Here is a 25,646-nt window from a genome sequence, read left to right as displayed (position 1 = left end):
TTCATCATATTATGTGTAAAAATATGTTATATCTTCGCGCATAGGCGAAAATTTGCACAATATCGCAACGTTAAAAGAAGATCCCTGATGAATGAGTTGAAAAAGCCTTTGTTAAAATTATCAACTTTGTTGGTTTATATTTGTGGGGCGCTTGTTTTTACCAGCGTAAGCTATGCTCAGGATGAGGCTTGTGCTGAATATGCGCTTTATCACACCACAACGCCGCAAAGGCCGGCAACAAGCGATAAATATCTTCAGGCGCAGGAGCTTCTCGATAAGTCTCCAAAAGATGCAGAGGTGATTTTACTCGGTGATTCATTAACACGTTCTTGGAAGGTCAAAGAACTGGAAAAAAGGTTGCCTGATCTTAAAGTATTAAACCTTGGGTTAGGGGCGGACCGCACACAGCAGGTTATATGGCGTTTAATGCAAATGAACCTATCTGAATATAGCCCTAAATATGTTGTTCTATGGATTGGCACGAATAATTTACGAACGGATCCTGAATGCGCGATTTCGCAAGGTATTGTGAATATTATGGAAATTTTGACGCGTAATTGGCTGGAGAGCAAAATCGTTGTTTTGGAAACACCACCGCGGGGCTTGGATTTTTCAGATTATATGCCTGCGCGGCTGAATATGTATCAGCCCGCAAAAGACAAATTTTCAGATGAAAATGTGAGGTTTGTGAATATCGATGAAGTGTTGAGCTGCGGTATAACCAAATTTAGCGAAGATTATCACACCCGCTACAAAACTTTTAAAAATGTGGCGAGCCCATGTGCGAATTACAAAAGTGATTTGTTGCATCTCACCAAAGACGGCTATCAAATTCTCGATGATTTGATTGTCGATATTATAGCTGGTGACAAGGTTATAAGCGGGAAAGAATAGCCAGAATTGCTATTCGGTGTACTGAATAATAGAAGTCAGCACAAACAATATATACTTTGAAATTTTTGAAAGAAGGTAATTTGAATAATATCAAATATAACCTCAAACTAAATATGTTTTCTATATAATTAGATTAGCTCTGCTTTACGGCAATGATAAGATACCGCTGCATATAGCTATCAAACATATCATCGATTTTATTTTGAGAGAGTGGTGAGCGCGCAGGGGTTCGAACCCTGGACCTACTGATTAAAAGTCAGTTGCTCTACCAGCTGAGCTACGCGCTCCCAAAAGGGATGCTTGAAATTGCTTCGAAGCACCTTCAAGAATTGGCCGGAACATAGGGGTGAGTTTCCAATCGGTCAACCTAAAAAAACACATCTGCGACATTTTTTTATCACGTTAAATATTCGAAACTGTGATTGGCATGTTAAGACCTTATTCTATAAAGGGTTATTGACCAAGTTTTATACGGAGAAATCAATGGAAATAGCTGAAATTTCGGTCATTACGGCGATCCTGGCTGGAGCTATCTCTTTCCTGTCGCCATGCGTGTTACCGTTAGTGCCGCCATATCTTTGTTATATGGCAGGTGTTTCTATGGATGATTTTCGTCAATCTCAGCCCAATGAGGGACGCGCAACTGATTCTTCGTTTCGAAAAACAATCATGCTCACTTCATTATTATTCACTTTGGGTTTTGCAACGGTGTTTATCGCGCTTGGCGCTAGTGCTTCAACACTGGGTGGCCTTATGCGTCAGCATATTGATGTCTTGGCCCAAATTGGTGGTGTGATTATCATCATAATGGGATTGCATTTCCTCGGTGTTTTTAGAATTGGCTTGTTGGCGCGTGAAATGAGGTTTCAGGGCAGTGGTAAACCCGCCACGTATTCCGGTGCTTACCTTATGGGCTTAGCCTTCGCATTTGGATGGACCCCATGTATTGGTCCGGTCTTAGGCGCCATATTGGGCGTTGCCGCATCCAGCCAAACGGTTGGCTCCGGTGCGTTGTTGCTTGGTGCTTATTCTTTGGGGTTGGCCGTGCCGTTTTGGATCGCAGCAAGCTTTTCAGGCAAATTTATGAATTTTCTAACCAAGTTTCGACGCCATTTGGGCATGGTTGAAAAAATCATGGGTATATTATTGGTGCTAACCGGCATTTTGTTCTTAACGGGAGCAATTGCATCCGTCGGGTTTTGGCTTTTAGAAACATTCCCGGTTCTAGGTACAATTGGATAATTATTAAGAGGCAGTTTTTCGTTTTTTGATATGAATGGGTGCGCTTGCTAGAATAACCCCGCCCAATACTAAAATGGATCCGATCAGATGATGCTGCATATATATTTCGCCCAGGAATATAACCGCAAGCAAGACGCCATAAACCGGTAGCAAATAGAGCGAGAAACCAGTTGCATGAGGGCCAAGGTGCTTAATGCCATGTTGTGTACCGGTAAATGCCAATAGCGATGAGAATAAAATAATGCCACCAATGCTGAGCCATGCGTGTTCAGAAACGGGCATTTGCGCACCTGATAGGAACTCATATGCGGCAAATGGAGCAAGCAATATCGCGCCTGATAAAGTTGTTAATCCCAGCATCGATAACATTGGTATTCCGCGGCATGGTTCTGTTTTTTGCAAAACCGAATACCCCGCCCATGACACAGCACAGAACAAGATCAATATATCCCCCAGATTAAAATCCAGCTGCATAAATGCTGATAAATCACCCTTTAGGACAATATAAGCAACGCCAATGGTCGCCGCGATAATGCCAATGATCTCACGCAGTTTGACTGAGCGTTTTTGCCAGATGAACTGAATTAAAATGGTAAAAATTGGAGCTGTTGTGTAAACAAGTGCAGTATTAATTGCAGTTGTATAACCCAAAGCGAGATAAACGATCGCACCGCAAATCCACATTCCTAAAAAGCCTAGGGCCAACCATAGGAAAGTGTGATGTTTGATAAATGGAATTGTTGTGCTTTTTGCCCGCATGACAAATGGGAACAAAATGGCAGTAACAAATGACCAGCGTAAGAAAGCAAGTGTAAAGGGGGCAACTTCTGATACAACACCGCGACCAAAAATGATGTTTGTAGAGAAAAACAGTGGTGTGAAGGCTAAAACAACCCATGGCCAAACAGTATTATTTTGATTTTCGTTTGTCGCCACGCTTTAGACCTTTAGCTTTAAATGAGGATTTTTGATAAAATTTTGCCTAAAAAACAACATTTTATTTAGATGAATGAGGTAAAAGAGCAACAGGGATTTATCGATTCGAGGAAAATATTTATGTCGAGATCATGTTTGGCTGTCATTTTGGCGGCCGGAGATAGCAGCCGAATGAAGTCATCAAAGTCTAAGGTGCTTCATACCATTGGCGGTCTGCCGATTATTTCTCACATTGTATCCACTGCAGCTGAAATTGATATTGATCATGTTTCGCTTGTTCTTGGTAGAGATGCGGAAAAAGTGCGTGAAACAGCAGCGCAGACGGGTGTTCCAGTTAGCGCGTTTTTGCAGGAAAGCCGCGATGGCACTGCTCATGCCGTTCTACAAGCGCGCGAGGAAATCGCGAAGGGTTATGACGATGTTCTTGCGCTTGTGGGGGATGCACCTCTGATCCGAAAAGAGGTATTAGCCGAGCTTCGCAAAGGCTTGTCAGATGGTGCTGACGTTGTTGTTGCCGGATTTGAAGCTGAAGATCCATTTGGATATGGCCGTATGGTGATTGAAAATGGTGAGCTTGTTGCCATTGTGGAAGAAAAAGAAGCCAGTGAAGCGCAACGTAAGATCACGTTTTGTAACGGTGGATTGATTGCAATTAATGGCAAAGTTGCTCTGGAGCTGATTGATCAGATCGACAACAACAACATAAAGGGTGAATATTATCTCACCGATATTGTCGCTGTGTGTCAAAAGCTTGGGAAAAAATCTGTTGCGATTGTTGCCCCTGAAAGTGATTTAATGGGCTGTAATACGCGCTCGGAACTTGCTGAACTTGAAGCTGAATGGCAAAGCCGAAAGCGCGAAGAGGCTATGTTATCTGGTGTGACAATGATCGACCCATCATCGGTTTATTTGTCTTTTGATACCCAGATTGGTCAAGATGTCCTTGTTGAGCCAAACGTTTGGTTCGGCCCGGGTGTAAACGTTGAGAAAAACGCCAAAATTCTGGCATTCAGCCATCTTGAGGGTGCAAATGTCGGCGAGGGTGCATCGATTGGACCATTCGCGCGTTTACGTCCTGGTGCGGACTTGGGGCAGTCGTCTAAAGTCGGTAATTTCTGTGAAGTGAAAAAGGCTAAAATCGGCAAGGGATCTAAGGTCAACCACCTGAGTTACATTGGCGATTCCATTGTGGGTGAGGGTGCAAATATTGGTGCCGGGACCATCACCTGTAATTATGACGGTTATAACAAACATCTAACTGAAATTGGTGACAATAGCTTTATTGGCTCAAATTCATCGCTCATCGCGCCTGTGAAAATTGGTGATAATGCATTTGTGGGTTCGGGTACTGTTGTCAATCAAGACGTGGCCGATAACGATTTGGCGGTATCGCGTGTGCCTCAGATCAATGTGAGCGGCGCTGCAAAGCGTATTCGAGAAAAAAATGCTGCCATAAAAGCGCAACGAACGAAAAAATAACGTAACGAAACGTGAAATTGGACGGCTTTAAAAAATTGAATTCAGGCTTTACTTGCCTATACGCGGTCACTGAAGGCCGATTTGGAGATTATTGAATGTGTGGAATTGTTGGAATTGTTGGTAAGTCTGCTGTCGCACCGCAATTAGTTGATGCGCTTAAACGTTTAGAATACCGCGGTTATGATTCAGCCGGTGTTGCAACTCTCAATAATGGGAAACTTGAACGTCGGCGTGCGGAAGGTAAATTGGTGAACCTTGAAAGCCGTTTACAAGATAGCCCGCTTGAAGGAACGATTGGTATCGGTCATACGCGCTGGGCAACCCATGGTGCACCAACAGAGCAAAACGCGCATCCACATTTCACCCAAGGCGTCGCTGTCGTTCACAATGGTATTATTGAGAATTTTGCACCTTTACGTGATGAGTTGATTGCAAGCGGCGCACAATTTTCTAGTCAAACAGATACAGAAGTTGTAGCGCATCTCGTCTCGTCTTATCTTGAAAAAGGTGCAACACCTCAGGAAGCTGCGCGCCAAACATTATCACGTCTTGAGGGAGCTTATGCGCTCGCTATTTTGTTTGAAAATCATGACAATATGATTATCGGCGCGCGCCACGGGCCGCCTTTGGCTGTGGGACATGGTGATGGCGAAATGTATTTGGGCTCTGATAGCATTGCACTTGCGCCATTTACTGATGATGTGACGTATCTTGAAGATGGTGATTGGGCCGTTGTTACACATAATGGCGTTGATGTTTATGATGAAAATGGCAATCAAGTCGAGCGCATGCGTCAAACTTCGCAAGGTGCTTCAATGGTTGCTGATAAAGGCAACTACAAACACTTTATGCTGAAAGAAATTCATGAGCAGCCTGAAGTGATTTCCCGCACGATCAGTCATTATGTTGATTTTGCATCCGAGACATTTAAGCCAATTCCTGAAGGGATTGATTTTGCGAAATTAGACAGATTAGCAGTTTCTGCTTGTGGCACAGCTTATTATGCAGGTTTAATCGGGAAATACTGGATTGAACGCTATGCAAGACTACCGGTTGAAATAGACGTTGCATCTGAATTTCGCTACCGAGAGATGCCGTTAAATGGCAAGATGGCCGCGTTCTTTATTTCGCAATCGGGTGAAACAGCAGACACTCTTGCTTGTCTTCGTTATTGCAAACAATCTGGCGTTCAGATTGGTGCAATTGTGAATGTTCCTGAATCAACCATTGCTCGGGAATCTGATATTGTATTCCCGACACTTGCTGGCATTGAAGTTGGTGTTGCATCAACCAAAGCATTCACATGTCAATTGGCAGTACTTGCATCTTTAGCGGTCGCGGCAGGACGTGCGCGTGGTACCATTACCGATGCTGAAGAAAAAGAACTGGTTCGCGCGCTCGTGAGCATTGAGCGTTTGGCAAGTGATACGCTAAGTTCAGGTGAGGGGAAGATCGAAGCTTTATCTCGTGACTTAGCAAAATATAAAAATGTTCTTTATCTCGGTCGTGGTACTAACTTCCCATTGGCGCTTGAAGGTGCTTTGAAGCTAAAAGAGATCTCTTATATTCATGCTGAAGGTTATGCTGCGGGTGAATTAAAGCATGGTCCAATCGCACTGATTGACGAAGATATGCCTGTGATTGTAATCGCGCCATTTGATGGTCTTTATGAAAAGACCATGTCGAATATGCAAGAAGTTGCAGCACGTGGTGGCCAAATCATCTTAATTACCGACAAAAAAGGTGCAGAACATGTTTCGATCGATACAATGTCGACCATCGTGATGCCTGAAGTGCCTGAATTTATCTCGCCGATTATTTATTCGTTGCCAATTCAGTTGCTTGCCTATCACACAGCTGTCTTTATGGGGACTGATGTTGATCAGCCACGTAACTTGGCAAAATCCGTGACCGTTGAATAAGTAAAAACACGGTATTTCTGCTCAAAAAATATTCAATTGATGATGGCTAACAAAAAATAGCCATCATTTTCTATTTATTGCTATTTAATGCTTGTGACCTGGCAACAGATCACCATATGCTATCTATGTCTAACTCCCAAGATTGACCCTGATATAATCCCAAAGGCCACAATGAAGAAAAAAGATAAAAAGCAGCAAAAACCCGTTAAAAGATCTGCCGGTGCAAAATTACGCACCTATTTTTTAACAGGTTTGGTTGTGTGTGCGCCGCTTGTTATTACGACTTATCTTACATGGACTTTCATTTTATGGGTGGATAGTTGGGCAAAACCATACATTCCGAAAGTCTATAACCCAGAAACCTATTTGCCATTCGGTATACCTGGTTTGGGGCTTATTTTTGCGCTCTTAGTTATCACAGTTGCAGGCTTTTTGGCCGCGAATTTAATTGGCCGTTCGGTTTTAAATTTTGGTGAATCACTTCTAGATCGTATGCCTTTGGTACGCTCGCTGTACAAGGCACTCAAACAAATCTTCCAAACAGCGCTTGATGAAGGTCAAAGTTCGTTTAGCCAAGCTGGCCTTATTCAATACCCGCGAGAAGGTTTGTGGGCTATCGTGTTTATTGCAACAGATACAAAAGGTGAGGTGGGTGCACATTTGAGCGATGAAGACACATTGTCTGTGTTCTTGCCAACCACGCCTAATCCGACATCTGGTTTTCTGTTGTTCGTGCCACGCAAAGATGTGCATGTGTTGGATATGAATGTGGAAGAAGCTGCTAAACTTGTGATTTCTGCAGGTCTTGTTTCGCCCGACCACAAAGAAAATTTAGAAGATAGAATCATCAAAGATGATGAAGACGCATAACAGGCATCGCAAAGCGTTCTAAAAACCAGACTAACTGCGGTTCACACGATTTCTATTCGATGTTTATTTTATGAGGCAATCGAAGCTTCAAGGCGTTTAATACTCGATGTCCAGCCTCTCATATGGTTTTCAGCATATACTTCATCGGCCAGACCTTTGTGGATAAGGCTAAATTTTGTACCGCCTCCATCGATTGGTTCGACACTAAACTGCACAACGCTTTCATGACCGCGTTTATCCTCATCATCATGCCAAGCCCAGGTAAAACGGATCGATTTAAAAGGGACGATCTCTAAAACTTCACCGGTTACCCTGAAGTTTTCACCTTTGTCATTGGTCATGACCGACCCCCAAGCGCCCAATTCTTTAAATTGCAACTTCGAACTCTCGGTTACGGTGATGCCTTCAGGTCCCCACCATTTTAGCAAATTTGAGGGTTCAGATAGGAATGAAAATACTGTTTCAGGTGCTTGAGAAAATTCTCTATTGATCACAATTTCACTCATGTGATTATTCCTTCTCATGGCTGTTGAGAGCCTGTTCTAATCGATCAATACTCGCCATCCAGAAGTCTTGATGGTCCATTGTCCAAGCATGAATTGCGCGCACAGCATGGGGTTCAACTGAATAAAGGCGCCGTTGTTGATCAATACGTTGTTTGATCAATCCAGCTTCTCGCAAAACCTTTAAATGTCTTGAAAAAGCCGGTGGGGAGATTTTACTGTCTTTTTTGAGCTCTTTTACGCTCAACTCACCATCGTTGAGTAATTGTTCAACGATTGCAAAACGCGTTTGGTCTCCCAAAGCTGAAAAAGTTGATGTTAAGTTTTGCATCTTCATCCTTTATTTAACTATATAGTTAAATAACAAATAGCAAAAATAAGTCAACTTTAGATTTGGGGGTGATGGAACTAAGTAAAGCTAACCCGCGCGAATAAACCTGATCGCCTCATCTCGTCGCATGAGATAAAGTAGCATGCGAATAGCTTGTCCGCGTTCGCTTTTTAATTCTGGATCTGTTTCGATAATATAACGCGCATCGTTCCGCGCGGTCTCTAGCAAATCAGCATGAACATCTAATCTGGCAATATGAAAACCTGGTGTTCCTGATTGACGGGTTCCAAGCAGTTCGCCTTCACCACGTAGTTTTAGATCTTCTTCCGCTATACGAAATCCATCTTCAGTTTCTCGCAAAATGTTTAGTCGCGCTGTTGCAGTTTCAGACAAAGGCGATTTAAACAACAATACGCAGCTGGATGCTTCATCACCACGGCCAACGCGGCCGCGCAATTGGTGAAGTTGCGCCAAACCGAAACGTTCAGCATGTTCGATCACGATAATACTCGCATCAGGCACATCAACACCAACCTCTATGACAGTGGTGGCAACCAAAATGCGCGTATCACCGCGTTTAAACGCCATCATCGCTTCGTCTTTTTCTTCACCCGACATGCGTCCATGAACCAGTCCAACATTCACCCCCGGCAGCGCATTGGATAGCTCTTTATGTCTTGCTTCTGCAGATGTCAGATCGCTTAATTCAGAATCTTCGACAAGCGGGCAAATCCAATAGGCTTTTTTACCGTTTGCGGTCGCATTTCGTAGTCTCTCATACATTTCACCTAAACGATCGCGATCAATGCTAACCGTGGAAATTGGTTTCCGACCCGCTGGTTTCTCTGTAAGCTTTGAGACATCCATGTCGCCAAAAGCTGACAATACCAAGGTACGCGGAATAGGCGTTGCGGTCATGACGAGCATATGAGGTGCAACGCCTTTTGAAGTGAGGCGCAAACGTTGGTGCACACCAAATCTATGTTGCTCATCGACAACTGCCATCAATAGTTTTTTATAAACGACTGCATCCTGAAACAATGCATGGGTGCCGATGATGATCTGAGCTTCGCCGCTTTCAATCCGGGCAAGCGTTTCGCGTCGTTCTGCAGCTTTACTTTTACCAACCAGAATATCAACGTTTATCCCTGCAACCTCAGCCATTTTGCTAATTGATGCATGGTGCTGACGAGCCAAAATTTCCGTTGGCGCCATTAAGACTGCTTGACCGCCAGCTTCAATCGCGTCGGCCATTGTCAGCAATGCAACGACCGTTTTACCAGCGCCAACATCACCCTGTAGCAACCGCAACATACGTTCTTCTTTGCCCATATCTGCGAGAATTTCGTCAATCGAGGTTTTTTGGCTATTGGTGAGCGGAAATGGCAAAGATGCTAGAATTTGTTGGCGAATTTTACCTTCGACCCGCAGCGGATCGCCGGGTAGTTTTCTGATCTTACGGCGTACCAAAGCGAGCGATAATTGCCCTGCGAGAAATTCATCATAAGCCAACCTGCGCCTTGGCGGGGAGAGCGGTTCCATATCATTGGCATCGCGCGGATTGTGCACCATTTTTAGAGCTTCGGAGAACTTTGGGAATGAATTTCGCGCCGCAAGCGTTTCATCCATCCAATCTTTAAGATCTGGTAATTGGTCTAACGCTTCCTTGAGCGCTTTTTTAAGAATTTTGGCCGATAAGCCCGCAGTCATTGGGTATACAGTTTCATAACGAGGCAAGTCTTTAGCGTCCGCTTCTTTCATCATGAAATCAGGATGCACCATTGACGCTTGGCCATTAAACCAAGAAGCTCTACCTGAAATGATCACTGTTTCACCAATTGGCAGGCTTTTCTCCATCCAAGACGCATGCGCTTTGAAGAATGTCAGTGCCATTTCCCCGGTTTCATCATGAACATATACCCGATAAGGGACGTTTCTGCGACCACGTGGTGGCGGCTGGTGACGATCGACAAATACTTTAAGCGTGGAAACGCTACCCTCTAGTACATGCGCAATACCCGGTCCAATTTGCCGATCGATTAAATTTGATGGCACATGAAATAATAGATCAACGATCTTGGTATCGTCCCGGTTTTCGCGTCCGGTTAATCTGGCGAGTAAATCAGCCACCTTCGGGCCAATTCCACTGAGGGAACTGACAGCTCGGAAAAACAGATCTATTTCATTTGGTCGCATATCTTTTTGTATCACTCGATTTTATTTGCGAAAAGTCTTATTTGACGCGCTGACAAGATGATTTGAGTTATGTATAGAAGTCTCATGACTGGAACAAAACAAAGCAGCAGTGAATTAGATCGACGACGGGCACGAATACATTTTCGCGCCTGGCATCGTGGCACAAAAGAAATGGATCTGGTTTTCGGACACTTCATCGATAACGAGCTTAAAAACCTCGCTGATAGTGATCTTGATGAACTTGAATTTATCATGTCGCATGAAGACACTGACCTGTCTAAGTGGATCTTAGGTGAACTTCCTACTCCTGAAGAGCTAAACACACCATTGTTTCGTCGCATAATTGATTTCAAGCCAGACTTTTAGCAGCCCAATATCAAGGTATTTCAAATGAGCGCGATTGCCGGATTTTCCACATCTGTCATCGAAAACAGATTTGGCCCTCTCACAATTTCTAATGTGAGCGCGGGTGCGGAAGCTATGGTCATTGCAGAACTTGCGCAAAAAGGTCATTGCATTGCCCATGTCATGTCAGATGGTCAGCGCATGGCTGATTTGGCGCAAATGCTATCATTCTTCGCACCAGATATTGAGGTTCTAAGTTTTCCTGGCTGGGATTGCCTGCCGTATGATCGCGTTTCACCTGGCACTGATATCTCAGCAAGACGATTATCTGTTTTGGGGCAGTTGGTGCGTCATCAGAAAGGTTCCAAACCGAAGATCATTCTCACCACCGTCAATGCTATGCTGCAAAAGCTGCCACCGGCTGAACAGCTGAAAAATATGGCATTCGCAGCCAAAGCTGGTGCGCATTTGCATATGGACGACATGCCCGCAAAGCTTGAAGGCTTAGGTTTTGATCGCACAGATACCGTGCGGGAAGTTGGCGAATATGCGGTGCGCGGCGGCATATTGGATATGTTTATCCCGGGAAGTGACGCGCCAATACGCCTAGATTTCTTTGGTGATACGCTTGAAAGCATTCGTGTATTTGACCCTGAAACACAACGTACAACAAAGCAGCTGAGATCTTTCGAACTCAATTCTATGAGCGAAGTGGCGCTTAACGCCTCTAATATTTCGCGTTTTCGCAAGAACTATTTATCGCAATTTGGGGCTAATACCCGCGATGACGCGCTTTATCAGGCGATCAGTGCAGGACGTAGATTTGCCGGAATGGAACATTGGCTGCCATTGTTTTATGAAGAACTTGAAACGCTCTTTGATTATATTGATGGATTTACGATCACCACCGATCACATGGTCAAGGAAGCTGCCAAAGAACGTCGTGACCAGATTGACGATCATTACGATTCGCGCCTCAACACCCTTGAAGGGTCTAAAGCCAATGTTGGTGCATCAACGCCATATAAACCTATTCTCGCGGATGATCTTTATCTCAGTATTGAGAATTTCTCTGGGTTCTTAGATCGCGAGAAATCCGTCAAACTATCGCCCTATGAAGAGCCGGAGACTGACCATCGCCAAGTTATCACGCTCGACATCAAAACTGGTCCTAGATGGGCGTCGGCAGCTAAAAATCAAAGCGAAAATCGTGTCAATGTGTTTGATCAGGTTGTCAAACACATCGCTGATCAACGCGCAAACGGTAAAAAAGTTCTGATTACTGGATGGAGCGACGGTTCGCTTGATCGATTAAACCAAGTCTTGGGTGAACACGGGCTTGAACGTATCAAACCTATTCCAACATTTGCTGATGTTGCCAAAATTAAAAACGGGCAGGCTGGATCAGCCGTGCTGTCGCTTGAAGGCGGCTTTGAAACCGGCGATCTGGTGATTATCGGTGAGCAGGACATTTTAGGTGATCGACTGGTGCGCCGCTCAAAGCGCAAAAAGCGTGGGTCAGATTATATTTCTGAAGTTGCTGGGTTAGATGAGGGCAGTTTTGTTGTTCATGCAGAGCACGGAATTGCGAAATTTGTTGGCCTGCAAACCATTGAAGCAGCCGGCGCGCCTCATGCCTGTTTGGAGCTTTTATATGCTGGCGATGATAAACTTTATCTTCCCGTTGAAAACATCGAGCTTTTATCGCGATATGGATCGGAAGAGACAAATGCGGTTTTAGATAAGCTCGGCGGTGTTGCTTGGCAATCACGCAAAGCCAAGCTGAAAAAACGCTTAATGGATATGGCAGATCAGTTGATTGCCATTGCGGCAGCGCGTCATACACGCCATGCGCCGGCTCTTGCAGCGCCTGAGGGGCTTTATGATGAGTTTTCTGCAGCTTTTCCTTATGATGAGACAGATGACCAGCTAAACGCTATTGATGCGGTTCGGGAAGATCTCGTTGCCGGTCTTCCGATGGATCGACTTGTCTGTGGTGATGTTGGCTTTGGGAAAACCGAAGTTGCGATCCGAGCGGCCTTTATTGCTGCAATGAACGGAGTTCAAGTCGCTGTTGTTGTGCCAACCACATTGCTTGCCCGTCAGCATTATAAGAGCTTTTCTGAGCGTATGCGTGGATTGCCTTTACGCGTCGGGCATGCATCACGTCTCGTTGGCGCTAAACAGCTGGCCAATACCAAGAAAGAACTTGAATCAGGAAAAACAGATATTGTCATCGGAACGCATGCGTTGCTTGGGCAATCTATCAAATTTGCCAATCTTGGGCTTTTGGTCATTGATGAGGAACAGCGCTTTGGTGTGAAGCACAAAGAACGCCTTAAAGAAATGAAGTCAGATGTGCATGTGCTGACACTATCTGCAACGCCTATACCGCGCACGATGCAGCTTGCCATGACAGGCGTTCGTGAACTCTCGCTGATTACTACTCCACCGGTTGATCGTTTGGCAGTTCGAACATTTATCTCGCCATTTGATACAATGATTATCCGCGAGACCTTGTTGCGCGAGCATTATCGTGGTGGACAAAGCTTTTATGTTGCCCCGCGCATCTCAGATCTGGAAGAGGTTCACGCGTTCCTTCAATCAGATTTACCTGAGTTGAAAGTTGCAGTTGCTCATGGGCAAATGCCACCAGGCGAGCTTGATGACATTATGACCGCTTTTTACGAAGGGCAGTATGATGTGCTCTTATCAACGACAATTGTTGAATCCGGTCTTGATGTTCCAGCGGCAAATACCTTGATCGTGCATCGCGCTGATATGTTTGGTTTGGCGCAGCTTTATCAGCTTCGTGGACGTGTCGGGCGCTCTAAACTACGTGCTTTTGCACTCTTTACGCTTCCTGTGAACAGAACGCTGACAGCAACAGCTGAACGCCGCCTCAAAGTGTTACAATCGCTTGATACGCTCGGCGCAGGATTCCAGCTTGCAAGTCACGACCTTGATATTCGTGGTGCAGGTAATCTGCTTGGTGATGCACAATCTGGTCATATTAAAGAAGTTGGTTTTGAGCTTTATCAACACATGTTGGAAGAGGCGATTGCTGAACTTAAGGGCGATGAATTATCAAGTGATAGCGGCTGGTCTCCACAAATCACGGTGGGTGCGCCTGTGATGATTCCAGAGAATTTTGTGCCAGACATCAATCTGCGTTTAAGCCTTTATCGTCGCCTTGGCGAGATCAATGAACTCTCTGAAATTGATGAATTTGGTGCAGAATTGGTCGACAGATTTGGTAAGTTACCGCTGGAAGTTAAACATCTTTTGAAAGTGGTTTATATCAAAACGTTGTGCCGTACAGCCAATGTTGAGAAGCTTGACGCAGGTCCAAAAGGTATTGTCGTTCATTTCAGAAATGGCGAATTCCCGAACCCTGCTGGATTGGTTGCGCATATCTCTATACCGAATAACCAAGCTAAAATCAGACCCGATCAGAGCGTGTTCTTCGCACGTAAATTACCTGATGCTGATAAGCGATTGGCAGGCTCAGCGATTACCATGACGAAACTTGCAGAGATCGCAAAGGCCGGTTAGATTTTACATTAAGACTTGCTTGCAATATCTTGAATAACTTGAACAATATGCTCTTTGGGTTGCGCACCTTGAAGGGCGTATTTCTTATTGACGATAAAGAATGGCACGCCAGAAACACCAGCTGATTGCATCGCGTTTATTTGCCCAGTGATCACATCTTTATCTTCATCTGTTTCCAAACGCTCGCGTATATAGTCAACACCCATATCTGCAAGTTTTGCAGCTTCTAATAAAGCCTCGTTGTCACCAATATTCTTACCTTCTTCGAAGTAAAAGCGCATGAGGACCGAAACAAGTTCATGCTGGACTTCAAGACCATAATCCTGTCCCGCCCAATGAATGAGCCTGTGCGCATCCATCGTGTTTGGTGAGACTTTGATGTCATCTAATTTAAACGGAATACCTTCAGCAGCGCCCGCTTCTCTGATGGGTGCATAAACTTGCGCATAGGCATCGAGCGAACCGAATTTGTCGATAAAATACTGTTTTCTATCCTTGCCGAGTTTTGGCAAAGTAGCATCCAGCTGATAGGGCATCCATTGGACTTTGACATCAACATTTTCACCCACCTCTGAAAGCGCATTTTCCAAGCGTTTCTTGCCAATATAGCACCAGGGACACATGACATCTGAGACAATATCAATCGTGACCTGCGGTTTCTGAGCCGAAGCGTCCATTGTCGTTTCCTTATATTAAATTGGTTTATTCAGCCCGTGAATCCCACCAAACAGGAAGTTGGTAGCCATAAATGGGTTGCTTGCCTTCCGGAAATTTAATGTAATTTCGACGGGCAATCCAAGTTTGATCTAAATGATAAGCTGGAATGACATAATGGCCGGATAGTAATGTTCTATCATAGGCTCGAACTGCGGCTTGGAAATCCTCTGTGGTGCGTGCGTTAACAAGCGCATCAATCATCGCATCAATGGCTGGATTTGCCACGCCCGCGAAGTTGAATGTGCCTTCGGGTTCAACAGCGCGTGAACTCCAACGCCAGATCTGCTCAGCACCTGGGGAGAACGAAGACGAAAATGCCTTGATAATCATATCAAAATCATATGTTTGCGAACGCTGCTGATATTGCGCATCATCAACTGTCCGCAATGTCATCTCAACACCAAGTGCTTTGACAAAACGCTGATAGGCAAGTGCTAGTTTCTCTTGATCTTCGTTTTGCGGCAGAACTTCAAATGATAGCTGCTTACCGCTTGTATCGACAAGTTTACCATCCTTGATCTCATATCCTGCTTCTTTAAATAGTCCTAATGCTTCACGTAGTAATTTACGATCGCGACCAGAACCGTCGGTGACTGGCAATGCATAGCTGCCATTCATGATGTCTTCGCTCACAGCATCCGGGAAGGGTGCTAAAAGCTCCTTCTCGATGTCATTTGCAGGTACTTGATAGCTTGATAACGTTGACCCTTGCCAAAAGCTATTCGTTCGCGTGTATACGTCATTATAAAGGTTTTTGTTGATCCATTCAAAATCAAACATCAGAGATAAGGCTTTGCGAACGCGGATATCTTTAAAGATTTCGCGGCGCGTATTGAAGACAAAGCCAAACATCCCGGAAGGGCGTTGTTTTTGGAAAGATTCTTTAATGATGTCACCGTCGTTCACTGCCGCAAAATCGTAAGACCTTGCCCAGTTAGACGGGTTTCCTTCAGGATAGACATCAAACAGGCCTTTTTTAAACGCCTCGAATTGAGCTGTTTGAGATAAGAAATATTCAACGCGAATTTCATCATAATTATCAAAGCCGACTTTCGATGGAATGTCCTTTGCCCAATAGTTTGGATCACGCTCATAGGTGATGCTTTCCCCGGGGCGAACTTCTTTGATCTTATAAGGCCCGGAACCTACAGGGATATCCATTGTGGACGTATCAAAACCTTCTGGATCAGTGTCATGCTTAGGCAAAATTGGCGTTAATCCGAGAATAAGCGGGAATTCACGGTTTGATTTTTCATTGAACGTAAATTTAACGCTGAGATCTGAAATCTTTTCCATTTTTTCAACGCGGTTTAAGCGTCGATTATATGGTGGGCGTCCGTAATCGCGCAGGACTTCAAATGTGAATATCACATCATCAGCGGTGACGGGTTTACCATCATGCCAACGGGCATTTGGATTGATGTTGAATTGTAAATATGTCCGCTCTTCATCCCATTCGACTGTTTCAGCCAAAAGTCCATACATGGTAAAAGCTTCATCGCGAGAGCGCTGCATAAGCGTGTCATAGTAAAGATTGCCATATTCGGGATCGATAATGCCGCGCGCGCGGGTCCGCATGCTTTTCAAGATAAATGGGTTCAAACTATCAAACGTACCAACAACGCCATAGGCAATTTTACCGCCTTTGGGTGCATCAGGGTTTGCATAGGGAAAATGAGTGTAATCTGCTGGTAGGGCAGGCTTGCCGTGCATGGAAATTCCATGAAGCGGTTCGGCATTGGCTATTGTCGAGCCCAATACAAATGTTGCGACCAAAAGAGCTGAAGCAAACTTCATCACTGTTTTCTCCCGTAAAACTGTTGATTCTCGCGTTGAAGCAGCATGTACCGAATAAAGGCATGTGTCAAAAATGGAAATTGATTAAAATATTCAAATAACTTCTGGAAATTATTGGATTGTCGGGTTAGATGGAGGGCACAAAGCCTTGTTGCTGCCTTATTTGGTCGGCAGTTAGGCGAAATACAAATTAATCCGATAAGGTCCGAACAGTAATGTTGAAATCAATTTTTACAAATATCACTGCAGTCGCAGTACTTGGTGCAGGTTTTGCGCTTGCACCACTAGCAGCCAATGCACAAACCGCGCCTCAGGCAATCGCTGGTTGGTTTAAAGAGTGTAACAAGCAAGCTGATAATGATGTTTGTATTGTCCAAAACATTGTCACTGCACCATCTGGTCAGCTGGTCACAGCTGTTGGTCTTGTTCAGGTGTCAGGTAAAGTAAACCAGCGTTTGTTGCAGGTAACTGTACCAACAGCACGTTTTATTCAGCCTGGAATTTCATTGCAGGTTGATGGTGGAAAGCAAACTAAAATTCCATACGCAATCTGCTTGCCAGATAAATGTATCGCTCAGGTTCAGCTGACAGATGCAATCGTCGGTTCGTTCAAAGCTGGCGGTGAAGCTGTATTTACATCAGTAAATGCGCAGCGTGCTGCTAATCCAATTCGCATCTCACTAACCGGTTTTACCCAAGCATTTGACGGTGAGGCAATTAGCCGAGCAGAACGCGAAGAAAAAGCTAAAGCGCGCGAAGATGAAATTCGTAAGAAGCTTGAAGAATCACGTGCAAAACTACAAGCCGCACAAGACGCTGCTAAAGAGTAGTTTTTAACTCATATTACGAAGAAGCCGATACAAGCGATTGTATCGGCTTTTTTTATGCAAATGTTTTAGTGAGAAACACTGTCATATGGCAGGTAGACGCCTTCGTGAAAACCAACAAAGTGCTCATTGATCTGAGGATGGCGTAATGGCTTAGCATCCTCAACTAACAAAAGGTTTTGCTCAGAAACATAGGCGATATACTCAATTTCGCTGTTTTCTGCGAGAAGGTGATAAAAAGGTTGGTTCTTATCAGGGCGTACATCTTCAGGAATAGAAGCAAGCCATTCATCGGTATTGGCAAATACCGGATCAACATCATAGATAACACCTTGGAAATCATAGATCCGGTGTTTTACAATTTCGCCTAATCCAAATTTCGCAGATCTACTTTGCATCGATATTCCTTTGAACTCTTATATTTCCAGTATATCAATTAATAATCAGCTTTGAAAAGAGCAATGATTCTTCGAATACTTTTTGGAAAGCTAACTTATACATGCTTGAGATAATCACGTTAGTTCTGCCATTTTTCGGGCTGATTTTGCTGGGTTATGTTGTTGCCAAATTCACCCACCAGCCAGATGGGGCTATGGGTTGGCTTAATGTTTTTATCATTTATGTTTCTCTGCCGGCCCTGTTTTATAAGCTCTTATCCACAACGCCGGTTGAAGAGTTCAAACGCGCTGATTTTTTAGCCACAACCACCTATGTCGCCTTCATCATATTTGCGCTTGTGTTTGCGATTGGATATTTCATCCGTCGCAACAATATTGGCCACTCAACCATTCAGGGACTTGCAGGCGCTTACGGCAATATTGGGTATATGGGGCCGGGGATGGCGCTGCTTGCTTTTGGTGAAGCGGCTGCGGTGCCTGTTGCGCTCATCTTTTGTGTTGAAAACATTTTGCACTTCACAATGGCGCCCTTGATGATGGCGCTAACCGGCAAAGAGAAAACAAATGTCAGTGCGCTCGTTCTTAAAGTTGTTAAAAATATCGCGTTTCATCCGTTTATTATCGCAACATTCTTTGGTGTGATGGCAGCGATTTTCTCAGTTGATCTGCCAGATGCTGCCGATAATACGATCAATATCCTCGCCCAAGCTGCTGCGCCTTGCGCACTGTTTGCGATGGGTGTAACGCTCGCTTTGCGTCCGTTAAACCGCATTCCGATCGAGATCAGCTATATTGTCCCAATCAAACTGCTTGTGTTTCCAGCTTTGATGTATCTATCACTCAGCTGGCTTGGAAATTTTGATCCGATCTGGGTGCAGGTTGCCGTATTGCTCGCTTCATTACCAACAGCAACCAATGTGTTCGTCATTGGCCAGCAATATGGTTATTGGGTAGAACGTGCATCCGCATGCATCTTAATCAGCACGGTCTTTTCGGTGGTGACGACATCGACCTGGTTATGGCTCTTTAGAACTGGCACATTGCCGTATGATATGTTCCCTTAAGCAGATTGCTTTTCTTTCTTAACGCCAGGTAATGCACCTTGTCGCATCACAAACTGTCTTAACGGTGCGATAGAGCTAATTGCTGAGATCGCGCCTGAGCGAATGAGCTGTACTGGCAAAAATGAAGTCAGCAACGTGCGATTAAACATATCAATGCCAAATGTTCTGGTGTGGATATCCGCGCGGCGTTTGCGATCATAAGCTTCTGCAGCTTGAACGGGTGCATTTCGGTGTGCGGTTACACATTCAATGGCCGTCATAACATCACGAAGACCAAGATTAAGCCCTTGCGCGCCGATGGGTGGGAATGCATGTGCTGCTTCGCCAATCAGCATGACATGCCCCTTGCCAAATCGTGTTGCGATCAAGCTGGATAATGGAAAGCACTGTAATTCTGAATCAATTTCAACGGGACCAAGGGTTGAGTGCAGACCTTGTTCGACGAGCATATTGAGCTCTGATTTTGGTAAGTTTAAGAAATACTCTTCCTCATCATCCTTGATTGCCCAAACCAAACTAGAGCGTTTGCCCGGCAGTGGCACTTGCGTAAACGGACCTTTTTCTGTGTGAAATTCCGTTGATATATTCTGGTGCGAAAATTTATGCGCAAAAGTTAAAACAATTGCTTTTTGTTTATAACCCCAGGTTTTGGCGGAGATGTTCACCTTCTCCCGGATGAGTGAATTGCGGCCGTCTGAAGCTAGAATATGCTGTGCAGCAATTTCTTCACCACTTTCAAGGGTCACAATGGCTGAAACGTCGCGCTCGCTGTAGTCGCTGGCAAAACTGTCAAAAACTTCAATATCAGTTTCTTCCACTTGAGCATAAAGCGCTTCAAGAAGAGGGTGGTTTGGGAAATTATAACCAAACGCATCAAGACCAATTTCAGACGAGGGAAAAGATGCTGGCCGCGAGCGGATCAAACGGCTGGTATTGTCTAAAATTCGCATTGTTATTAGCGCTGAGGTTTCATTTTTGATTTTATCCCAAACACCTAATTCATCTAAAAAGTTGACTGACGGCATAAATAATGCAGTTGTACGACCATCGTTTTTGACTGGTTTCTTTGCAATGATGCCAACATTCATGCCGGCTTTGTGGCACGCGAGCGCTGTAGACATGCCAGCCAATCCGCCACCAACAACCAAAACTTCAAAATTTTTCATCTAACTACATCCAGTCTGATTTGCGAGCCGTATTATTAAACACATTGTCACTATCTGCCTATGAGTGTTTTTGGCGCATCTGCTGCAATTGATGGTTTTTGAATAAGTTTTGAACCATCACTTAAAGTTTATCTGCAAATTAATCACTTAACTATCTGGAATTTATGTGCACAATGGCCGCAATTCGTGACGGGACTCGATAAGACGTTATGTGTGTCAACACGAATAAAAGATTACAGCTGGCGATCTTGATACTATGCCGGTCACTGTAAAAACAGGTAAAAGACGTTGAACCAAAAACAAGCCGTTATTGAACTCCAAGGCTTAAATAAATTTTACGATAAATTTCAAGCACTTAAAGATGTTGACCTGACTGTCAAATCAGGTGAGCGAATGGTTATCTGTGGACCATCTGGATCCGGCAAATCAACACTTATTCGCTGCGTGAACCGGCTAGAAGAACATTCTTCTGGCCGCCTAACAGTCAATGGTTTCCAGCTTGATGAAAACACTAAGAACATTCGCGAGATTCGCCAAAATGTTGGAATGGTGTTTCAACAGTTCAACCTTTTTCCACATTTGACGGTACTAGAAAATCTTACGATTGGGCCAAAACGCGTTCGTAAAATGAGTAATGATGAGGCTGAGAAATTAGCCCGTAAATACCTCGAACGTGTTCACATACCTGAGCAAGCCGATAAGTATCCTGCGCAATTATCTGGTGGTCAGCAACAACGTGTCGCCATTGCACGCTCATTGTGCATGGAACCGGAAATTCTGCTTTTTGACGAACCAACTTCTGCGCTCGATCCTGAAATGATCAATGAAGTTTTGGATGTGATGGTTGAACTTGCAGAAAGTGGCATCACAATGGTCTGCGTAACCCATGAAATGGGATTTGCACGCAAGGTTGCCGATACGATGGTGTTCATGGAAGATGGCGAGATCGTTGAAACTGCACCGCCTGAAAAGTTTTTCACCAATCCTGATAGCGAACGTTGCAGGGCATTTTTAGATCAAATACTGGATCACTGATGCCATGCAGATAAAACGTATTACCACGTCCTTGCCGGCGTCTATAATCCAATATTTGATTATTATAGGTTTGATTATCTATGCCGCTTACAGCGGCTCTCAAACCATGGGTTATAATTGGCAGTGGTCTCGCGTACCTCAATATATTTATGAAATTGAGGACGGGGTATTTGTGTGGAAAGAAATTCCGCGTGGAATGGTTGGAACAATCATTTTATCCGCAATTTCTTTCGTTATCGCAATCGGTATTGGCCTGGCGCTGGCGCTTCTAAGACTATCAGATCTAATTGTTGGCCGGGCGCTGTCCATCACGCTTTTAGAGATCATCCGTAACATCCCAATCATCGTGCTGTTATACGTTTGCTATTATATCTTTGGTCGGGTGTTCGCGTTAGATCGTTACGCTGCGAGTATATTATGCCTCAGCTTATATTCAGGTGTTCAGATATCTGAAATCATTCGCGCTGGGATCAACGCGGTGCCAAAAGGGCAGTGGGAAGCATCCAGCTCGATTGGCATGTCGAAAACTCAAGCTTATCGTTACATCATCATCCCGCAATCCATTCGTCTGATCATTCCACCTATGACGGGTGAAGCAGTTCAGATGATCAGGAATTCGGCCATTGTCAGCGTTATCGCTGTGCTGGAATTAACGACTGCGGGACGTAACATTATTTCCGATACATATATGAGTTTTGAAATCTGGTTCACGGTGGCAGCCGTATACCTGATATTCACGCTTATATTATCCATTTTCGTCTCAGGTGTGGAGAGGCGATTTGCAACACAAACTCAATAACACACGACTGGAAACCTCAAGGAGAAAATCCAAATGACATTTATGAGTCAAATAAAAAGCGCAGCATTTGCCGCATTGGCAACTGCAGCGTTGGTACTGCCAGCAACTGCTCAGACTGCAACGCAAGCACTGACATCTGAAAGCGTTATCGAAACAATTAAAGATAATGGCGTTATGCGCGTTGGCCTATCAACTTTTAAACCATGGGCTATGCGCGATAAAAAAGGTGAGTTAATCGGTTTTGAAATCGATCTTGCTAAGAAGCTTGCAGCCGACATGGACGTGGACGTTGAATTTGTGCCAACAGCATGGGATGGAATTATCCCTGCATTGGTTGGTGGTAAGTTCGATATCATCATCTCAGGCATGAGCGTGAAAACATCGCGTAACATGACACTCAACTTTTCAGATCCTGTGATCTATTCAGGTCTTGCATTGATTTCTAACAAAGAAATGACAAAAGGCTTCACACTTGAAGACTACAACAGTGAAGATGTAACGCTTGCTGTTCGTCGTGGTACAACGCCTGCAACAACAATGGCTGAATTGTTCCCGAAAGCAAAACTTCTTCAGTTTGACGAAGAAGGTGCATCTACTCAGGAAGTTGTGAACGGTAATGCCCACGCAACAATGGGTTCACGCCCAACACCTGCATTGGAAGTTGCTTCATACCCGGACATCTTGGAAATCGGTCTAGGTGGTCGTGAATTTAACCCTGCATTTGAAGCGTTTGCTGTTCGTAAGGGTGATCCAGATGCGCTCAACCTTTTGAACAACTGGATCAAAATCAACACGCATACAGGTTATATCGCTGAGCGTGAGGCATATTGGTTTGGTACTCAGGACTGGAAAGATCTGGTCGAGTAATTGGACATTTGCGCGGGGTGGAATTTTGCATCCCGCGCATTTTAATTTCGTAATGAATTGGATGACAGCTTGATCATGAAGGCTCTATCAAAATTGAAAACAGGCGATTATGTGCTTCTAGCCATCATTGCGGCTTTCATCCTATTTGTTACCTATCGTGTTGAGGGTGCGCTTAATTACAATTGGAATTGGGCGCCAATACCAAACTATCTCATTCGCTGGGATGAAGATGAACAACGCTTTGTGACCAACTTCTTGCTCGAAGGTATGTTTACCACGCTGCGTGTATGTTTTTACGCATCGATTATGGCACTTATATTTGGCACCATTTTAGGCTTGGCGCGCGTTGCGAAAAATCTTGCGATACGCATGCTCGCACGCACTTATCTTGAGATGCTGCGGAATGTACCCCCATTGGTTATTTTGTTCATTTTCTACTTTTTCCTGTCTGAACAGTTGGTTGATGCGTTTGGTATTGAACGCTGGGCTCGTAAGATTGCTCGCTCGGAGACGGCTGAATATTGGTCATTCTTCTTTGGCGACATGCGCAAGTTCCCAGCACTGATTTCAGGCGCGTTTGTGTTGGCATTATTTGAAAGTGCTTTTGTGGGCGAAATCATTCGTGCTGGCATTCAATCTGTTGGTAAAGGACAGCGCGAAGCGGCGTTATCGATCGGCTTGAGCTGGTTTGATCAAATGCGCTACATTGTATTGCCGCAAGCTTTTAAGAAGGTATTACCACCGCTTGCCAATGAGTTTATATCGCTCATCAAAGTCAGTGCTATTATTTCGCTCATATCTGTTCCAGAATTGACGTTTAGAACCCAGGAGCTGGCATCGGCCACGCGTTTGATCTTTGAAGCCTGGCTGACCACAGCGGCTTTATATTTCATCATCTGCTTTGGATTATCTTATCTGTTTAGAAAGCTAGAGAACCGCTCTAAAGTAACTTAAATAAAAATCTGCACCATTTGGTCTTTCACGCGAGATTCGATCATTTTAAGTGATATCCGGGCAGGGGCTGCAAGTGCCTCTCCAGTCCGCGCATCAAATAAGCCTTGGTGGAGCGGACATTCAATATGTTTACCGTTGAAATAGCCATCGCATAGATTGGCCGCACCATGGGTACAGCGCGCCATAGAAACAAATATCCCATCATCGGTGTCATAAATTGCGATTTCACGGCCATTATGGCTAACAGGCGTTGCATCACCCTTTTCTAGATCTTTGATGGCAATCACGTCTTGCCAGAATTTTTCTCGCGCCATTACTTAATAACCAAACTAATTATTTTGTCCTTGATCCTGATCAGCCCGCGGTTTTCGACCAAGCAGCTGAGAGATAATATCAAGATGAGCTCCGAGATAACCACGCTCTTCTACATGGATATAACCGTCTAATTTTTTATGAAGTTCTGGTAGCGCATAAAAGGGCACAGAAGACGCATAATGATGTTCTGCGTGGTAATTCATATTCCAACTGAGGAATTGCCACGGTTTGGAAACAAGATTGGTGCGGGTATTTTCCGTCATATCGCGAACAGTTGGTCGTCCAACATGTTCGGTTAGCCGAATAGCGCGCATAACGGGCTCACCTAGTATCACTGGAATGAGCCAATAGAATAAAGGTGCAGACCATGAGTAATAAATGCAAAGCGAGATGATAGCGAAATATGCGATTGCCATAATACGCGCTTCCCAGAATATCGTTTTATATTCTTCTTTTGGAACAAATCGCTTTTCATCATCATTTAATCTTCCGAATATATGGCGAAAGAGCTCGGTGAATTTCGCTTTCCAATATGGGATTGATGAGATGTAATAAAGATATCCCCAAATGGAGGCGGGGAGTTCAATCATCTCCGGGTCATGCCCTTTTAGTTGCGTATAGGTGTGATGATCGCAATGCTCATATCTGAAGTGTCTGTGTGGCAGCATGATCACAAATCCGCAATAATTACCAAACACGTCATTTAACCAACGTGTTTTAAAAGGCGTATAATGGGTGCATTCGTGCTGCAAGGAGAAGTGATGGACCATGACGATGCCATGCAACAACATTGCGGGTAAAAGTAGCCAGATATTGTCATAAGTGAAATATATCAAAGACCCGGTGCCACACAGCACAAGATACCAGGTTAAGAAGTGTACGAACGCTGGTTTGTCCGAACGTTGCATGAGGTTCTTCAGCTCTTTGCGTGAGAGTGCTCCGTCATTTAACGCTTGGGTAATGGGGGTTAAGACCGGTGTAGTCATCTCGTCGATCAAACTCCAATAGCTTTAATTTGTAAAAATTACGCAGAATTCCAATTGTTAGATCCAAATAAGCACCGTATTGACTAGAATCACATGTTTTTATCATATGAATACAGTTGCAAAGCATAAAATTGTGTTTTTGTAATTTTTCTAGTATTTGTCTCAATCCGTAATATAGTGCAGTATTTATACTACAAATTTGAATGTTTATTTCCAAGTTTTTCTTAATTTATACAACGATTATTTCGATTTTTGCACAACCAATACATGTTATTATACAATTAACAATACCCATAATGGCATTTTGAGCATTGTTTTTTAACGTGATTTTAATCAAAATAGTACATTCTAGTAACCATAAGTAAGTATGTTTTTTTACTTAAAAATGCTCGAATGAAAGAGCGTTATTTATCTCAATAAGTCATGATGATGCATTAGAGATTTGATC

Annotated in this window: 23 protein-coding genes and 1 tRNA gene; 13 read left to right on the top strand and 11 right to left on the bottom strand. The window is 44.1% G+C overall.

Annotated features, from left to right (window positions below):
• The first annotated feature begins 87 nt into the window (after nucleotides 1-87).
• Nucleotides 88-894, top strand: a complete 807-nt coding sequence (locus ACZ1GZ_RS12425; RefSeq protein ID WP_472665192.1) for a GDSL-type esterase/lipase family protein — start codon at nucleotides 88-90, stop codon at nucleotides 892-894.
• Nucleotides 895-1,105: 211 nt separating this feature from the next.
• On the opposite strand, the gene ACZ1GZ_RS12420 is transcribed toward ACZ1GZ_RS12425, so the two are convergent.
• A tRNA-Lys gene (locus tag ACZ1GZ_RS12420) sits at nucleotides 1,106-1,181 on the bottom strand.
• A gap of 196 nt (nucleotides 1,182-1,377) precedes the next feature.
• On the opposite strand from ACZ1GZ_RS12420, the gene ACZ1GZ_RS12415 reads away from it, so the two are divergent.
• Entirely contained in the window at nucleotides 1,378-2,136 is a 759-nt protein-coding gene (locus ACZ1GZ_RS12415) for a cytochrome c biogenesis CcdA family protein (protein ID WP_472665191.1), read from the top strand.
• Nucleotides 2,137-2,139: 3 nt separating this feature from the next.
• Here ACZ1GZ_RS12415 and ACZ1GZ_RS12410 read toward each other — a convergent pair whose 3' ends face one another.
• Nucleotides 2,140-3,072 carry a DMT family transporter gene (locus ACZ1GZ_RS12410; RefSeq protein WP_472665190.1) on the bottom strand — a complete coding sequence of 311 codons (933 nt, stop codon included), beginning with the start codon at nucleotides 3,070-3,072 and terminating at the stop codon, nucleotides 2,140-2,142.
• A gap of 120 nt (nucleotides 3,073-3,192) precedes the next feature.
• On the opposite strand from ACZ1GZ_RS12410, the gene glmU reads away from it, so the two are divergent.
• The 3 genes from glmU to ACZ1GZ_RS12395 all read left to right on the top strand — a co-directional run bounded on the left by glmU (nucleotide 3,193) and on the right by ACZ1GZ_RS12395 (nucleotide 7,343).
• Nucleotides 3,193-4,551: a bifunctional UDP-N-acetylglucosamine diphosphorylase/glucosamine-1-phosphate N-acetyltransferase GlmU gene (glmU, locus tag ACZ1GZ_RS12405; protein ID WP_472665189.1), complete on the top strand. Its 1,359-nt coding sequence runs from the start codon at nucleotides 3,193-3,195 to the stop codon at nucleotides 4,549-4,551.
• Nucleotides 4,552-4,646: 95 nt separating this feature from the next.
• Nucleotides 4,647-6,473 carry a glutamine--fructose-6-phosphate transaminase (isomerizing) gene (gene glmS / locus ACZ1GZ_RS12400; RefSeq protein ID WP_472665188.1) on the top strand — a complete coding sequence of 609 codons (1,827 nt, stop codon included), beginning with the start codon at nucleotides 4,647-4,649 and terminating at the stop codon, nucleotides 6,471-6,473.
• Between the two features lie 171 nt (nucleotides 6,474-6,644).
• A complete protein-coding gene (locus ACZ1GZ_RS12395; protein ID WP_472665187.1) occupies nucleotides 6,645-7,343 on the top strand; it encodes a DUF502 domain-containing protein in 699 nt (232 codons plus the stop codon).
• 68 nt (nucleotides 7,344-7,411) lie between these two features.
• Here ACZ1GZ_RS12395 and ACZ1GZ_RS12390 read toward each other — a convergent pair whose 3' ends face one another.
• From ACZ1GZ_RS12390 to recG, 3 genes are all read right to left on the bottom strand, one after another.
• Entirely contained in the window at nucleotides 7,412-7,849 is a 438-nt protein-coding gene (locus ACZ1GZ_RS12390) for an SRPBCC family protein (RefSeq protein ID WP_472665186.1), read from the bottom strand.
• Between the two features lie 4 nt (nucleotides 7,850-7,853).
• Nucleotides 7,854-8,177 (bottom strand): ArsR/SmtB family transcription factor, encoded by a 324-nt coding sequence (locus ACZ1GZ_RS12385; protein ID WP_472665185.1) that lies wholly within the window; start codon nucleotides 8,175-8,177, stop codon nucleotides 7,854-7,856.
• A gap of 87 nt (nucleotides 8,178-8,264) precedes the next feature.
• Entirely contained in the window at nucleotides 8,265-10,373 is a 2,109-nt protein-coding gene (recG, locus tag ACZ1GZ_RS12380) for an ATP-dependent DNA helicase RecG (RefSeq protein WP_472665183.1), read from the bottom strand.
• Nucleotides 10,374-10,457: 84 nt separating this feature from the next.
• Here recG and ACZ1GZ_RS12375 point away from each other — a divergent pair, with 84 nt between their 5' ends.
• The gene (locus ACZ1GZ_RS12375) at nucleotides 10,458-10,739 is read left to right on the top strand and encodes an FAD assembly factor SdhE (RefSeq protein WP_472665182.1); all 282 of its coding nucleotides are present in this window, start codon (nucleotides 10,458-10,460) and stop codon (nucleotides 10,737-10,739) included.
• Between the two features lie 24 nt (nucleotides 10,740-10,763).
• Complete coding sequence (gene mfd, locus ACZ1GZ_RS12370; protein ID WP_472665181.1) at nucleotides 10,764-14,273, top strand: transcription-repair coupling factor; 3,510 nt, start codon at nucleotides 10,764-10,766, stop codon at nucleotides 14,271-14,273.
• 8 nt (nucleotides 14,274-14,281) lie between these two features.
• On the opposite strand, the gene ACZ1GZ_RS12365 is transcribed toward mfd, so the two are convergent.
• On the bottom strand, nucleotides 14,282-14,950 hold the full coding sequence (locus ACZ1GZ_RS12365; protein WP_472665180.1) for a DsbA family oxidoreductase: 669 nt from the start codon (nucleotides 14,948-14,950) through the stop codon (nucleotides 14,282-14,284).
• Between the two features lie 25 nt (nucleotides 14,951-14,975).
• Complete coding sequence (locus ACZ1GZ_RS12360; protein WP_472668299.1) at nucleotides 14,976-16,787, bottom strand: extracellular solute-binding protein; 1,812 nt, start codon at nucleotides 16,785-16,787, stop codon at nucleotides 14,976-14,978.
• Nucleotides 16,788-17,002: 215 nt separating this feature from the next.
• Here ACZ1GZ_RS12360 and ACZ1GZ_RS12355 point away from each other — a divergent pair, with 215 nt between their 5' ends.
• On the top strand, nucleotides 17,003-17,617 hold the full coding sequence (locus ACZ1GZ_RS12355; RefSeq protein WP_472665179.1) for an invasion associated locus B family protein: 615 nt from the start codon (nucleotides 17,003-17,005) through the stop codon (nucleotides 17,615-17,617).
• Between the two features lie 65 nt (nucleotides 17,618-17,682).
• On the opposite strand, the gene hspQ is transcribed toward ACZ1GZ_RS12355, so the two are convergent.
• Nucleotides 17,683-18,012 carry a heat shock protein HspQ gene (gene hspQ, locus ACZ1GZ_RS12350; RefSeq protein WP_472665178.1) on the bottom strand — a complete coding sequence of 110 codons (330 nt, stop codon included), beginning with the start codon at nucleotides 18,010-18,012 and terminating at the stop codon, nucleotides 17,683-17,685.
• A 101-nt stretch (nucleotides 18,013-18,113) separates the two neighbouring features.
• Here hspQ and ACZ1GZ_RS12345 point away from each other — a divergent pair, with 101 nt between their 5' ends.
• Entirely contained in the window at nucleotides 18,114-19,076 is a 963-nt protein-coding gene (locus ACZ1GZ_RS12345; RefSeq protein WP_472665177.1) for an AEC family transporter, read from the top strand.
• Here the strand turns inward: ACZ1GZ_RS12345 and ACZ1GZ_RS12340 are convergent.
• Entirely contained in the window at nucleotides 19,073-20,242 is a 1,170-nt protein-coding gene (locus ACZ1GZ_RS12340; RefSeq protein WP_472665176.1) for a UbiH/UbiF family hydroxylase, read from the bottom strand. The genes ACZ1GZ_RS12345 and ACZ1GZ_RS12340 overlap by 4 nt on opposite strands.
• 288 nt (nucleotides 20,243-20,530) lie before the next feature.
• On the opposite strand from ACZ1GZ_RS12340, the gene ACZ1GZ_RS12335 reads away from it, so the two are divergent.
• The 4 genes from ACZ1GZ_RS12335 to ACZ1GZ_RS12320 all read left to right on the top strand — a co-directional run bounded on the left by ACZ1GZ_RS12335 (nucleotide 20,531) and on the right by ACZ1GZ_RS12320 (nucleotide 23,897).
• The gene (locus ACZ1GZ_RS12335; RefSeq protein ID WP_472665175.1) at nucleotides 20,531-21,277 is read left to right on the top strand and encodes an amino acid ABC transporter ATP-binding protein; all 747 of its coding nucleotides are present in this window, start codon (nucleotides 20,531-20,533) and stop codon (nucleotides 21,275-21,277) included.
• Between the two features lie 4 nt (nucleotides 21,278-21,281).
• Complete coding sequence (locus ACZ1GZ_RS12330; protein ID WP_472665174.1) at nucleotides 21,282-22,076, top strand: amino acid ABC transporter permease; 795 nt, start codon at nucleotides 21,282-21,284, stop codon at nucleotides 22,074-22,076.
• Between the two features lie 33 nt (nucleotides 22,077-22,109).
• On the top strand, nucleotides 22,110-22,943 hold the full coding sequence (locus tag ACZ1GZ_RS12325) for a transporter substrate-binding domain-containing protein (protein WP_472665172.1): 834 nt from the start codon (nucleotides 22,110-22,112) through the stop codon (nucleotides 22,941-22,943).
• Between the two features lie 75 nt (nucleotides 22,944-23,018).
• Nucleotides 23,019-23,897, top strand: coding sequence for an amino acid ABC transporter permease (locus tag ACZ1GZ_RS12320; protein WP_472665171.1), 879 nt, complete (start codon nucleotides 23,019-23,021; stop codon nucleotides 23,895-23,897).
• Here the strand turns inward: ACZ1GZ_RS12320 and ACZ1GZ_RS12315 are convergent.
• Together ACZ1GZ_RS12315 and ACZ1GZ_RS12310 are read right to left on the bottom strand one after the other, a co-directional pair.
• The gene (locus ACZ1GZ_RS12315) at nucleotides 23,894-24,211 is read right to left on the bottom strand and encodes a non-heme iron oxygenase ferredoxin subunit (protein WP_472665170.1); all 318 of its coding nucleotides are present in this window, start codon (nucleotides 24,209-24,211) and stop codon (nucleotides 23,894-23,896) included. The genes ACZ1GZ_RS12320 and ACZ1GZ_RS12315 overlap by 4 nt on opposite strands.
• Before the next feature lie 15 nt (nucleotides 24,212-24,226).
• Nucleotides 24,227-25,198, bottom strand: coding sequence for a fatty acid desaturase (locus ACZ1GZ_RS12310; RefSeq protein WP_472665169.1), 972 nt, complete (start codon nucleotides 25,196-25,198; stop codon nucleotides 24,227-24,229).
• Nucleotides 25,199-25,646: the final 448 nt, after the last annotated feature.

The sequence above is a fragment of the Lentilitoribacter sp. JB5-8 genome (assembly GCF_055693385.1).
The sequence above is the reverse complement of the archived record's forward strand: the minus strand, read 5'-3'. Positions and strand labels throughout refer to the sequence as shown.

What these genes read in the sequence shown, in the direction of transcription:
- ACZ1GZ_RS12425 (WP_472665192.1), top strand. Translation starts at nt 88, where the DNA reads ATGAATGAGTTGAAAAAGCCTTTGTTAAAATTATCAACTTTGTTGGTT.
- ACZ1GZ_RS12415 (WP_472665191.1), top strand. Translation starts at nt 1,378, where the DNA reads ATGGAAATAGCTGAAATTTCGGTCATTACGGCGATCCTGGCTGGAGCT.
- glmU (WP_472665189.1), top strand. Translation starts at nt 3,193, where the DNA reads ATGTCGAGATCATGTTTGGCTGTCATTTTGGCGGCCGGAGATAGCAGC.
- glmS (WP_472665188.1), top strand. Translation starts at nt 4,647, where the DNA reads ATGTGTGGAATTGTTGGAATTGTTGGTAAGTCTGCTGTCGCACCGCAA.
- ACZ1GZ_RS12395 (WP_472665187.1), top strand. Translation starts at nt 6,645, where the DNA reads ATGAAGAAAAAAGATAAAAAGCAGCAAAAACCCGTTAAAAGATCTGCC.
- ACZ1GZ_RS12390 (WP_472665186.1), bottom strand. Translation starts at nt 7,849, where the DNA reads ATGAGTGAAATTGTGATCAATAGAGAATTTTCTCAAGCACCTGAAACA.
- ACZ1GZ_RS12385 (WP_472665185.1), bottom strand. Translation starts at nt 8,177, where the DNA reads ATGCAAAACTTAACATCAACTTTTTCAGCTTTGGGAGACCAAACGCGT.
- recG (WP_472665183.1), bottom strand. Translation starts at nt 10,373, where the DNA reads ATGCGACCAAATGAAATAGATCTGTTTTTCCGAGCTGTCAGTTCCCTC.
- ACZ1GZ_RS12375 (WP_472665182.1), top strand. Translation starts at nt 10,458, where the DNA reads ATGACTGGAACAAAACAAAGCAGCAGTGAATTAGATCGACGACGGGCA.
- mfd (WP_472665181.1), top strand. Translation starts at nt 10,764, where the DNA reads ATGAGCGCGATTGCCGGATTTTCCACATCTGTCATCGAAAACAGATTT.
- ACZ1GZ_RS12365 (WP_472665180.1), bottom strand. Translation starts at nt 14,950, where the DNA reads ATGGACGCTTCGGCTCAGAAACCGCAGGTCACGATTGATATTGTCTCA.
- ACZ1GZ_RS12360 (WP_472668299.1), bottom strand. Translation starts at nt 16,787, where the DNA reads ATGAAGTTTGCTTCAGCTCTTTTGGTCGCAACATTTGTATTGGGCTCG.
- ACZ1GZ_RS12355 (WP_472665179.1), top strand. Translation starts at nt 17,003, where the DNA reads ATGTTGAAATCAATTTTTACAAATATCACTGCAGTCGCAGTACTTGGT.
- hspQ (WP_472665178.1), bottom strand. Translation starts at nt 18,012, where the DNA reads ATGCAAAGTAGATCTGCGAAATTTGGATTAGGCGAAATTGTAAAACAC.
- ACZ1GZ_RS12345 (WP_472665177.1), top strand. Translation starts at nt 18,114, where the DNA reads ATGCTTGAGATAATCACGTTAGTTCTGCCATTTTTCGGGCTGATTTTG.
- ACZ1GZ_RS12340 (WP_472665176.1), bottom strand. Translation starts at nt 20,242, where the DNA reads ATGAAAAATTTTGAAGTTTTGGTTGTTGGTGGCGGATTGGCTGGCATG.
- ACZ1GZ_RS12330 (WP_472665174.1), top strand. Translation starts at nt 21,282, where the DNA reads ATGCAGATAAAACGTATTACCACGTCCTTGCCGGCGTCTATAATCCAA.
- ACZ1GZ_RS12325 (WP_472665172.1), top strand. Translation starts at nt 22,110, where the DNA reads ATGACATTTATGAGTCAAATAAAAAGCGCAGCATTTGCCGCATTGGCA.
- ACZ1GZ_RS12320 (WP_472665171.1), top strand. Translation starts at nt 23,019, where the DNA reads ATGAAGGCTCTATCAAAATTGAAAACAGGCGATTATGTGCTTCTAGCC.
- ACZ1GZ_RS12315 (WP_472665170.1), bottom strand. Translation starts at nt 24,211, where the DNA reads ATGGCGCGAGAAAAATTCTGGCAAGACGTGATTGCCATCAAAGATCTA.
- ACZ1GZ_RS12310 (WP_472665169.1), bottom strand. Translation starts at nt 25,198, where the DNA reads ATGACTACACCGGTCTTAACCCCCATTACCCAAGCGTTAAATGACGGA.